The organism is Serratia entomophila (assembly GCF_021462285.1).
Lineage (GTDB): Bacteria > Pseudomonadota > Gammaproteobacteria > Enterobacterales > Enterobacteriaceae > Serratia > Serratia entomophila.
On record NZ_CP082787.1, the window covers coordinates 1,080,576 to 1,091,893 of the forward strand.

The 11,318-nt window shown below is 55.8% G+C and carries 10 protein-coding genes; 4 read left to right on the top strand and 6 right to left on the bottom strand.

Going from position 1 to position 11,318, the window contains the following annotated elements:
* Positions 1-3: 3 nt before the first annotated feature.
* The 6 genes from KHA73_RS05190 to KHA73_RS05215 all read right to left on the bottom strand — a co-directional run bounded on the left by KHA73_RS05190 (position 4) and on the right by KHA73_RS05215 (position 6,439).
* Entirely contained in the window at positions 4-342 is a 339-nt protein-coding gene (locus tag KHA73_RS05190; RefSeq protein WP_061796267.1) for a cytochrome o ubiquinol oxidase subunit IV, read from the bottom strand.
* Entirely contained in the window at positions 339-956 is a 618-nt protein-coding gene (locus tag KHA73_RS05195; protein ID WP_234589551.1) for a cytochrome o ubiquinol oxidase subunit III, read from the bottom strand. The genes KHA73_RS05190 and KHA73_RS05195 overlap by 4 nt, the downstream gene beginning before the upstream one ends.
* A complete protein-coding gene (gene cyoB, locus KHA73_RS05200; protein ID WP_234589552.1) occupies positions 946-2,937 on the bottom strand; it encodes a cytochrome o ubiquinol oxidase subunit I in 1,992 nt (663 codons plus the stop codon). The genes KHA73_RS05195 and cyoB overlap by 11 nt, the downstream gene beginning before the upstream one ends.
* 4 nt (positions 2,938-2,941) lie before the next feature.
* A complete protein-coding gene (gene cyoA / locus KHA73_RS05205; protein WP_234589553.1) occupies positions 2,942-3,889 on the bottom strand; it encodes a cytochrome o ubiquinol oxidase subunit II in 948 nt (315 codons plus the stop codon).
* Between the two features lie 439 nt (positions 3,890-4,328).
* Complete coding sequence (gene ampG / locus KHA73_RS05210; RefSeq protein ID WP_234589554.1) at positions 4,329-5,807, bottom strand: muropeptide MFS transporter AmpG; 1,479 nt, start codon at positions 5,805-5,807, stop codon at positions 4,329-4,331.
* Between the two features lie 53 nt (positions 5,808-5,860).
* Positions 5,861-6,439: a lipoprotein gene (locus KHA73_RS05215; protein ID WP_234589555.1), complete on the bottom strand. Its 579-nt coding sequence runs from the start codon at positions 6,437-6,439 to the stop codon at positions 5,861-5,863.
* A gap of 315 nt (positions 6,440-6,754) precedes the next feature.
* Between KHA73_RS05215 and bolA the strand changes: the two genes are divergently transcribed.
* The 4 genes from bolA (at position 6,755) to clpX (ending at position 11,213) form a co-directional block, all read left to right on the top strand.
* Positions 6,755-7,069, top strand: coding sequence for a transcriptional regulator BolA (bolA, locus tag KHA73_RS05220; protein WP_004940361.1), 315 nt, complete (start codon positions 6,755-6,757; stop codon positions 7,067-7,069).
* Positions 7,070-7,435: 366 nt separating this feature from the next.
* Positions 7,436-8,740, top strand: coding sequence for a trigger factor (gene tig, locus KHA73_RS05225; RefSeq protein ID WP_234589556.1), 1,305 nt, complete (start codon positions 7,436-7,438; stop codon positions 8,738-8,740).
* 436 nt (positions 8,741-9,176) lie between these two features.
* The gene (gene clpP / locus KHA73_RS05230; RefSeq protein WP_061796281.1) at positions 9,177-9,800 is read left to right on the top strand and encodes an ATP-dependent Clp endopeptidase proteolytic subunit ClpP; all 624 of its coding nucleotides are present in this window, start codon (positions 9,177-9,179) and stop codon (positions 9,798-9,800) included.
* 141 nt (positions 9,801-9,941) lie between these two features.
* Positions 9,942-11,213: an ATP-dependent protease ATP-binding subunit ClpX gene (clpX, locus tag KHA73_RS05235; protein WP_004940354.1), complete on the top strand. Its 1,272-nt coding sequence runs from the start codon at positions 9,942-9,944 to the stop codon at positions 11,211-11,213.
* Positions 11,214-11,318 lie beyond the last annotated feature (105 nt).

The following is an 11,318-nucleotide window of genomic DNA, read 5'->3' on the forward strand; positions in this document are numbered from 1 at the left end:
CTCTTAACTGACCATCATATTGATGTTGAGGTTGTACATAATCCAGAGTGAACCCACAACAACGATACCGATGATCATAGCGGTGAACAGCAATGCCACCAGGTTCCAGCGCTCTTCCGATGAGGTGTTCATGTGCAGGAAGTAAATCAGGTGAACAACCACCTGAATGACCGCCATGCCGACAACAACCGCCAGGATGGTTGAATGAGAGGCAGTGCCGTTCATCACCATCGCAAATGGAATTACCGTCAGGATGATCGACAGGATAAAGCCGATCAGATATGACTTAACGCTACCGTGGCTTGCGCCGCCGTGAGAAGTTTCATGGGATGAATGGCTCATGACATAACCCCCAGCAGATAGACAACGGTAAATACGCAGATCCACACCACGTCCAGGAAGTGCCAGAACAGGCTCAGGCACATCAGACGGGTTTTGTTGGTTGAGGTCAGGCCGCGTTTGCTCACCTGGATCATCATGATGATGATCCACACCAGGCCGGTGGTCACGTGCAGACCGTGGGTCGCAACCAGCGCGAAGAAGCTGGACAGGAACGCACTGCGATCCGGACCGAAGCCTTCGGCGATCAGGTGATGGAACTCATAGATTTCCATCGCGACGAAGCCCAGACCAAACAGGAAGGTCAGGAACAGCCAGGTGTTTACGCCGCCAACCTTGCCTTTGTTCATGGCGATCATCGCCATGCCGTAGGTGATGGAGCTGAACAACAGCAGGAAAGTTTCAACCAGGACAAACTTCAGATCGAAGATGTCTTTGCCAGAGGGACCGCCAGCGGTCCCGTTCACCAGTACTGCATAGGTCGCGAACAAGCTCGCGAACAAAATACAGTCGCTCATCAGGTAGATCCAGAATCCGAAGACTTTGGTCTCTCCCGCGTCGTGGTGCCCATGCTCTGCATGGGCTGCGTTATGGTTAGTCAGAGTATCAGTTGACATGTTTCACGCCTGCTTTGCTGATTTGTTCATAGTGTTGGTTTTCAATGCGCTCGATCTCATCAACCTGCACATAGTAATCAACATCTTCATCGAAGCTCTTGGCAATCCAGGTCACGATCATACCCAGGAAGGCAGCGATCGCCATCCACCAGATGTCCCAGATCATCGCGAAACCGAATACCAGGCTGAAACCAGCAATAATCACGCCGGCGCCGGTATTTTTCGGCATATGAATCGGCTCGTATTTCGCCGGTTTCTTATAGGCTTCGCCTTTTTCTTTCATGTCCCAGAATTCATCACGGTCGTGAATCTGCGGCACTACGGCGAAGTTATAGAACGGCGGTGGAGACGAAGTAGACCACTCCAGCGTACGAGCACCCCATGGGTCACCGGTCAGATCGCGGTTCTGATCGCGATCGCGCACGCTGACGAAGATCTGAATCAGCTGGCACAGGATGCCGCAGGCAACCAGCGCCGCACCGCCGGCCGCTACCAGCAGCAGAGGGTGGAACTCAGGGTTGATGTTCTGGCTGATACGACGCGTCATGCCCATAAAGCCCAGAGCGTACAGCGGCATGAAGGCCACGAAGAAACCGATGATCCAGAACCAGAACGCGCGGATGCCCCATTTTTCGTTCAGCGTGAAGCCGAAGGATTTAGGGAACCAGTAGGTCAGACCGGCGAAGCAACCGAACACCACGCCGCCGATGATCACGTTATGGAAGTGAGCAATCAGGAACAGGCTGTTGTGCAGCACGAAGTTCGCGCCCGGCACCGCCAGCAGCACGCCGGTCATACCACCCACGGAGAAGGTGATGATGAAGCCAACGGTCCACAGCATTGCGGAGTTGAGCTGAATGCGGCCCTGATACATGGTGAACAGCCAGTTGAAGATTTTCACCCCGGTCGGGATGGAAATGATCATGGTGGCGATACCGAAGAAGGCGTTAACGTTCGCGCCGGACCCCATGGTGAAGAAGTGGTGCAGCCATACGATGAACGACAGAACGGTAATCGCGATGGTTGCCCATACCAGTGAGGTATAGCCGAACAGGCGTTTTCTGGAGAAGGTCGCGGTAACTTCGGAGAACACGCCGAACACCGGCAGCACCAGAATATACACCTCTGGGTGACCCCAGGCCCAAATCAGGTTGATGTACATCATCATGTTGCCGCCCATATCATTGGTGAAGAAATGGGTGCCCAGATAGCGATCCAGGGTCAGCAACGCGATGGTGACGGTCAGAATTGGGAAAGATACGATGATCAGGACGTTAGTACACAGCGCCGCCCAGGTGAACACCGGCATCTTCATCAGAGGCATGCCGGGAGCACGCATCTTCAGGATGGTGGCGAAGAAGTTCACGCCGGTCAGCAAGGTACCGATACCGGAAATCTGCAAACTCCAGATCCAGTAATCCACCCCGACGCCGGGACTGTACTCCTTGCCCGACAGCGGCGGATACGCCAGCCAGCCGGTCTGCGCGAACTCGCCAACCCCCAGAGAGAGGTTGATCAGCACGACGCCCACCACGAAGAACCAGAAGCTCAGGGAGTTCAGGAACGGGAAGGCGACGTCGCGCGCACCGATTTGCAACGGCACCACGACGTTCATCAGGCCGACCACGAAAGGCATCGCCATGAAGAAGATCATGATGACGCCGTGGGCGGTGAAGATCTGGTCGTAGTGGTGCGGCGGCAGGAATCCGGCCTCGCCGGCGGACGCAAGCGCCTGCTGGCTACGCATCATGATGGCATCGGCGAAACCACGCAGCAGCATAACCATTGCCACGATGATGTACATGATACCAATTTTCTTATGGTCGACCGAAGTCAGCCATTCGCTCCACAGCCACTTCCATTTGCCGAAATATGTTATCAGCGCCAGCAGAGCCAGGCCTCCAACAATAATTGCAGCTACGGTGACCATGATGATCGGTTCGTGGTACGGAACCGCATCAAGTGTTAATTTTCCCAACATCAGATTATTCCTCGGCTCCGGCGTGAGCATGTTCACCCATGTCCATACCCTGGCTCATGTCCATGCCTTCGTGCGCGGTAGCGCCTTTGTGCATGTCCATATCACCCATGAATTTGGCAATAGTTTCTTTGAACAAATTCGGTTTGACACTGGAGAAGTACTCGACCGGGTTATTTTCACTCGGCTCTGCCAGTTTGTTAAAGTCGCTGGTGGCGTTTAGGTTATTAGACGATTCTTTCACCTTGGCAACCCACTGATCGAAGTCGCCTTCGGTCGGAGTCACAATCGCGGTGAATTTCATGCCGGAGAACCCGCGGCCGCTGAAGCTGCTGGAAATACCGTCGTATTTGCCCGCTTCGTTGCCGATCAGGTGCAGTTTGGTCTGCATCCCGGCCATCGCATAAATCTGCCCACCTAACTGAGGAATAAAGAACGAGTTCATTACCGAGTTAGAGGTGATCTTGAATTCGACTGGAACATCTTTCGGGAAGGCCAGCTCATTAACCGTCGCAATACCCTGTTCCGGGTAGATAAACAGCCATTTCCAGTCCAGCGACACCACTTCGATCGTCATTGGCTTCTTGTCGGTGACAATCGGCTTGAACGGATCGAGTTCGTGCGTCGTTTTCCAGGTAATGGTGCCAAGGATGGCGATGATAATGATAGGAATGGTCCAGACGACCGCTTCGATCTTGTTGGAGTGTGCCCAGTTCGGACTGTATTTGGCGTCTTTGTTGGAAGCACGGTACTTCCAGGCAAAGGCGAACGCCATAAAGATAACTGGTATCACCACGATCAACATCAATGCGATTGCGGTGATAATCAGTGTCCGTTGCTCAACACCAATTGCTCCTTTGGGGTTCATCAATACCATATTGCAGCCGCTGAGCATTACAGTTGCCGCAATTAATGACATCATCCCAATACTTTTATTGTATTTCTTAAGTCTCATCTAACGACCTCAATTACAAAGGCTCTATTGTCGTTTCATGTGTGCGGGCATTTTACGGGAAGGTTGCAGTACTGTAAACATGCTTAAGGGAGTGTCAGCGCCTTGTTGACACTTTCTGTTAAGGGGGTCACAGATGTCACCCTGCGTGACAATTTACCAATGGCAACAACGCGTTGGCACGCTGAATCGTGCCGGGTAGACCCTATGTTAAGGAAAACTAAAGGTATGATGAATCGGGAGGCGGAAAGTGCTTTTTTAAAATACGCAGGAAAGGTTTATTTAATGTAAAATAATTGTGTCTTAAAGGTGAATTTAATTTTATTTCTGAGTGCGGCACGCGGATAAAAAAATAATTTTCGCGACAATTATATTTTTTAACCAAATAAATTCGCTGCGGCGACGCCTTTTGCCGACCGGCGCGAACGCCGGCCGGTCAGGATCATGCCGGCTGAGTGCGGCGCAGCGCCAGATAGTCCAGCAAGCTGCCCATCACGATGCCCACCAGGCTCAGCGCCGCGCCGATCTGCAGCGTGCGGTCGGCCAGGTTCGGCAGCTGCGTCCAGCCCAGCGCATGGGTAATCAGCAACAGCAGCCACAGCCCCAGCAGCGTACAACCCAGCGTCAGCAGGCGCAACGCCCAGCGATAGGCGCCGGCGAAGGCGTCGCGCGGCATAAAATCACCGGTCTTTTGGGTGTACTCCAGCGTTTGGCGGCAAATGCCCAGCAGCAGCAGGCCGGGCAGGGCGGCGGCGATCGAGAATAAATAGAACAGCGCCCAGCCATTGGCCTCGACAAACCAGCCGGCGATCGGGCCGACATACACGCGGCCCACCGCGGAAAGCGCGGAAAGCAGCGCGAACTGGGTGGCGGAAAACGAGCGGTTGCACAAGGTCATCAGCAGCGCGACGAAGGCCGCGGTGCCCATGCCGCCGCACAGGTTCTCGAGGAAGATGGCGCTGCCCATGGTGACGATGTTTTTGTCGGTCACCGCCAGGATCCAATAGCCGAGGTTGGACACCGCCTGCAGGATGCCGAACAGCATCAGGGCGCGGAACAGGCTGAGCCGTTGCATCAGCACGCCGCCGAACAGCGCGCCGACGATGGTGGCGAACAGGCCGAGGGTTTTGTTCACCAGCCCCACTTCACCGGCGTCGAAGCCGACGCCGCGGATCAGGAAGGTGGTGCTGAGGCTGCCGGCGAAGGCGTCGCCCATTTTGTACATCACGATCAGCAGCAGGATCAGCCAGGCGTTGTTGCGCGCAAAGAAATCGCGCAGCGGCGCCACCACCGCCTGTTCCATGGTGCGCGGCGCCGGGATGCTTTCGTCCGGTTCGGGCGCCATCAGGGTGGCGGCGATGCCGATCAGCATCAGGCCGGCCATCAGCCAATAGGTGGCCTGCCAGCCGAAATAACGGTCCGCCAGCCACAGCGCCAACCCGCCGGAAACCAGCATCGCCAGCCGGTAGCCGAGCACCGATATCGCCGCGCCGGCGCCGCGTTCTTCGGCGCTCAGCAGGTCGGTTTTGTAGGCGTCAAAAACAATATCTTGCGAGGCGGAACAGAACGCCACCAGCACGGCCAGCGCCGCCAACCACCATAAATGCTGGGCCGGCTGCATAAAGCCCATCGCCACTATCGCCGCCACCAGCAGAATTTGGCTGATCAACAGCCAGCCGCGCCGCCGCCCGAGGAACGGCGGGGTGTAGCGGTCCATAAAGGGGGACCAGAGAAATTTGAAGACATAGGCCTGGCCGACCAGCGAGAAGATGCCGATGGTTTTCAGATCGATGTTTTCGACGGTCATCCAGGCTTGCAGCGTGCCGGAGGTCAATGCCAGCGGCAAACCCGATGCAAAGCCCAGCAGCAGGAGAATGGCGGAGTTACGCTGGGTGAAGATGTTCAGATACTGTTTCGACATGAGTTCCCTGTCTGTGCCACCCGCTTAACCGGGCGGCACAAGGCGTTCGCGGATTAACGCGCGTTCTGCTTGATAAAGTCGTTGACGCTGGTGTCCTGCGCCATATCGGCGATCACGTCGCCCAGCACGCTGTTGACCGCATCGGTGATTTTTTCGTTGGTGGCGGTGAACGCGCCCTGCACGTTATAGGTGGAGCGGTAGTTCTTCACCTGCTTGTTGCCGTTCTTCGCCTGGGCGATGATCGAGATATCGGCCTTGGTGGTGATGTTGTAGCGCAGGTTGCCTTCGGCGACGTCGGCATACAGGTTGTTGACCACGATCTGCAGATCAACCGCGCCGTCGGCGCCGATCATGTAGCCGCGGGCACCCATTTGTTTCTCCAGCACTTCCTGCAGCAGGAAGCGCAGATCGCGTGATGGCGTCAGGGCGACCAGCTGGCCGTCGCGGTTCACTTTGGCCAGCGCCTGATCCTTGCGCTGATCGGCGCCGTTAATGCTGAGGGTCACGCCCTGCAACGTGGGATCCTGCTGCGGCAGCACGATTTTCGGCGTCACGTTCAGGGTGTTGCTGCTGGTCGCGCAGCCGGCCAGCATCAGCGCGGCCAGCAAGGGAAGACAAAGTTTTTTTAACATGTTTACTGTCTCATTCTCGATGGATTTAGTTGTAATCAGAGCGGGATAGCCAACAACGAATTGCCGACATCATAGCATCGCCGCCGCCCGGTGGAAGCGCCGAACGCGCCTGAGTGGCAAATTTTTACCTGTCGTTGATAAAAACACGCTTTTTTGGCCGGCTCAATCAGATTTGCCCCAAGCGCCGTGGGGCGTTGGCCATTATTTGCCCGGCAAGAAACAGAAATTTGTCCCGGCGATGGTCTAACCGGGGCAAAACCGGCTAATATTGAACTAGATGGGGACGGTCCTCTGCCGGTGTTGTAAGGAGATCCTATGATTCGCGAGCAAATAGAAGCAAAGTTAAGGGCGGCGTTTGAGCCCGCGTATCTGGAAGTCGTTGATGAAAGCTATCGTCATAACGTTCCGGCGGGCTCAGAAAGCCATTTCAAGGTGGTATTGGTCAGCGATCGCTTTGTCGGCGAACGTTTCCTGACGCGCCACCGCTCCATCTACGGGGTGTTGTCGGAAGAGCTGGCGGACGGCGTGCATGCGCTGGCATTGCACACCTACACCCTGAAAGAGTGGGAGGGCCTGCAGGATACGGTGCCGGCTTCGCCACCCTGTCGCGGGGCCGGGACGTTGGCCTGACGGCTAAAATTTGCGGTATCAGTGGAACTTTGCCCCTGATTTGGGGTATTACTACTGACGAATTTTGGAACGGCCTGCGGGCCGTTTCTGTTTTTGACGACGACACGGCCGATGCGCAACCGGGGTCATCGCGGGTCGGTTTTGGCGGCCTTTTGGCGATCAAATCGGCAAAAGTGTGAGTTTTAGCGCGCCAGCGCCGCCTCGTTTCCTCGACTCGCCACGCATGCGCCGCTATAATGTCGCGTCTTATTTTTCCGGAATGGTTTCGGGACGCTTCTGTCATCAGGGAACTCGGTTCTGTAATGTAGCCGTCCTGGTTCTTGGAACGGAGTTGACCGAGCACTGTGATTTTTTTGAGGTAACAAGATGCAAGTTTCAGTAGAAACCACTCAAGGCCTTGGGCGCCGTCTCTCTATTACTGTACCGGCTGATACTATCAATCAGGCTGTGAAGAAAGAGCTGATCAACGCGGCGAAAAGCGTGCGTATCGACGGTTTCCGTAAAGGCAAAGTGCCGATGAACATCGTTGAACAGCGTTACGGCGCCTCTGTTCGCCAGGACGTGCTGGGCGAAGCGATGCAGCGCAGCTTCGTTGACGCAATCATCAAAGAAAAGATTAATCCGGCCGGCGCGCCAAACTATGTGCCGGGCGAGTACAAAGAAGGCGAAGACTTCTCTTTCGCCGTTGAGTTCGAAGTGTATCCGGAAGTTGAGCTGAAAGGCCTGGACAGCATCGAAGTCGAGAAGCCAGTGGTTGAAGTTAACGACGCTGACGTCGACACCATGCTGGACACCCTGCGCAAGCAGCAGGCGACCTGGAAAGACAGCGATCGCGCAGCAGAAGCTGAAGACCGCGTGACCGTTGACTTCACCGGTTCTATCGACGGCGAAGAGTTCGAAGGCGGCAAAGCCTCTGATTTCGTTCTGGCCATGGGCCAGGGCCGCATGATCCCAGGCTTCGAAGAAGGTCTGGTCGGTCACAAGGCCGGTGAAGAATTCACCATCGACGTTAACTTCCCGGAAGACTACCACGCAGAAAACCTGAAGGGCAAAGCGGCTAAGTTCGCTATCGTTCTGAAGAAAGTGGAAGAGCGCGAGCTGCCTGAGCTGACCGAAGAGTTCATCAAACGTTTCGGCGTGGCTGATGGTTCTGTTGCCGGTCTGCGCGCCGAAGTGCGTAAAAACATGGAGCGCGAGCTGAAAGGCGCAGTGCGTAACCGCATCAAAACTCAGGCGATCGACGGCCTGGTCAGCGCTAACGACATCGACGTTCCTGCTGCGCTGATCGACAGCGAAGTAGACGTTCTGCGCCGTCAGGCGGCACAGCGTTTCGGCGGCAACGAGAAGCAAGCGCTGGAACTGCCACGCGAACTGTTCGAAGAGCAGGCCAAGCGCCGCGTTGTGGTCGGTCTGCTGCTGGGCGAAGTGATCAGCACCAACGATCTGAAAGCTGACGAAGATCGCGTGAAAACCCTGATCGAAGAAATGGCATCCGCCTACGAAGATCCAAGCGAAGTTGTTGAGTTCTACAGCAAAAATAAAGAGCTGATGAACAACATGCGCAACGTTGCTCTGGAAGAACAAGCGGTTGAAGCCCTGCTGGCAAAAGCGAAAGTGACTGAGAAAGCCACTACCTTCAGCGAGCTGATGAACCAAACTCAGCAGGCGTAATGCCTGTTTGCAGGGGGGCACGCCGTTGCGCCCTCGGGTTCGGCCGCAGAACCCCTGCATGATGCAAAAGCCCGTAACCTCCGGTTGCGGGCTTTTCTTTTGCCACGTTGCTGATTAATCTCAGGTTAAGCGCAGCAATATGCACTATATTTACTCTGTTGCGCCGGGGATTGGCTGGCATGATGGTTGCCGGCCCAAGAGCATGCGCGGGCGGAAGCGATAAAATCACCGTCTGGGCTTGAAAATCCGCCGTCGCTCCCCAATCTGTAAAAAAGAATCTGGGGGCTGTTTGCCAGAATGCGCGGATGCAATAACCGTCGGGTACGGGTGGCGCGGGTCGAGTGCTTGAGCATAGTCATCATGACCGTTCTCAAGTAGAATCGGTGCATTAGGGTGTAACCCTGGCCGCCAAGGCAATTTCTATTAGGAGACGGTAATGTCATACAGTGGCGAACGAGATCAATTTGCACCTAACATGGCCCTGGTGCCGATGGTGGTAGAGCAGACTTCACGCGGGGAGCGTTCTTACGACATTTATTCCCGCCTGCTGAAAGAGCGCATTATTTTCCTGACCGGCCAGGTCGAAGACCATATGGCCAACCTGATTGTGGCGCAAATGCTGTTCCTCGAAGCGGAAAGCCCGGAAAAAGACATTTTCCTCTATATCAACTCGCCGGGTGGCGTGATCACCGCAGGCATGTCAATCTATGACACCATGAAGTTCATCAAGCCGGACGTCAGCACCATCTGTATGGGCCAGGCGTGCTCGATGGGCTCCTTCCTGCTGACCGCCGGCGCCAAGGGCAAGCGTTTCTGCCTGCCGAACTCGCGGGTGATGATTCACCAGCCGCTGGGCGGCTACCAGGGTCAGGCGACGGACATCGAAATCCATGCGCGTGAAATCCTGAAGGTGAAGGCGCGCATGAACGAGCTGATGGCGGAACATACCGGCCAGTCGCTGGAGCAGATCGAACGCGACACCGAGCGCGATCGCTTTATGACCGCGGAAGAAGCCGTAGAATACGGTCTGGTTGACGGCATTCTGACACACCGCAGCTAGAACCACGCGGCGCCGATAGACTATAGTAATCAGAGCGGGCGTGGCTCGCTCTGCTAGGATTATCGGCGTTCCCGGTATGAGTTTGGGCGCACTGCCGCCGTGATTTTCCTGCGGGACAAAGACTAAAGAAGAGGTTTACTGATGACAGATAAGCGCAAAGACGGTTCAGGAAAGCTGCTGTACTGCTCTTTCTGCGGCAAAAGCCAGCATGAAGTGCGTAAGCTGATTGCCGGTCCGTCAGTGTATATCTGCGATGAATGTGTTGACCTGTGTAACGACATTATTCGCGAAGAGATTAAAGAAGTTGCCCCGCATCGTGAGCGCAGTGCGCTGCCGACGCCGCACGAAATCCGCCATCACCTGGATGACTACGTCATTGGCCAGGAACAGGCGAAGAAAGTGCTGGCGGTTGCGGTGTACAACCACTACAAACGCCTGCGCAACGGCGATACCAGCAACGGTATCGAGTTGGGCAAGAGCAACATTCTGCTGATTGGCCCGACCGGCAGCGGCAAAACGCTGCTGGCTGAAACGTTGGCGCGTTTCCTGGATGTGCCGTTCACCATGGCCGACGCCACCACGCTGACCGAAGCCGGTTACGTGGGCGAGGACGTGGAGAATATTATCCAGAAGCTGTTGCAGAAGTGTGACTACGACGTGCAGAAAGCACAGCGCGGCATCGTCTATATCGATGAAATCGATAAGATTTCCCGCAAGTCTGACAACCCGTCAATCACCCGCGACGTGTCGGGCGAGGGCGTGCAGCAGGCGCTGCTGAAGCTGATCGAAGGCACCATCGCCGCGGTTCCGCCGCAGGGTGGGCGCAAGCATCCGCAGCAGGAATTCCTGCAGGTCGACACCTCGAAGATCCTGTTTATCTGCGGCGGCGCCTTTGCCGGCCTGGATAAGGTGATCGGGCAGCGCGTCAATACCGGTTCCGGCATTGGCTTCGGCGCGACCGTCAAGGGCGAATCCGAAAAAGCGACCGAAGGCGAGCTGCTGCTGCAGGCCGAGCCGGAAGATCTGATCAAGTTCGGCCTGATCCCTGAGTTCATCGGCCGTCTGCCGGTGGTGGCGACGCTGAGCGAGCTGAGCGAAGACGCGCTGATCCAGATCCTGAAAGAGCCGAAAAATGCGCTGACCAAGCAGTATCAGGCATTGTTCAATCTGGAAGGCGTGGAGCTGGAGTTCCGCGACGAAGCGTTGAACGCCATCGCCAAGAAGGCTATGGCGCGCAAAACCGGCGCCCGCGGCCTGCGTTCCATCGTGGAAGGCGCGCTGCTCGACACCATGTACGATCTGCCGTCGATGGACAGCGTAGATAAAGTGGTGATCGACGAGTCGGTGATCGCCGGCCAATCGAAGCCGCTGCTGATTTACGGCAAGCCGGAAGCGCAGGCTTCTGGCGAATAATTCGCCAGCCAAACCAGAACGTTAATAGCAAAATGGGGGATTTTATCCCCCATTTCTTTTTCCTGCATTCTTGCCGTTGAATGTAAGAGATTCATCCCCATATAC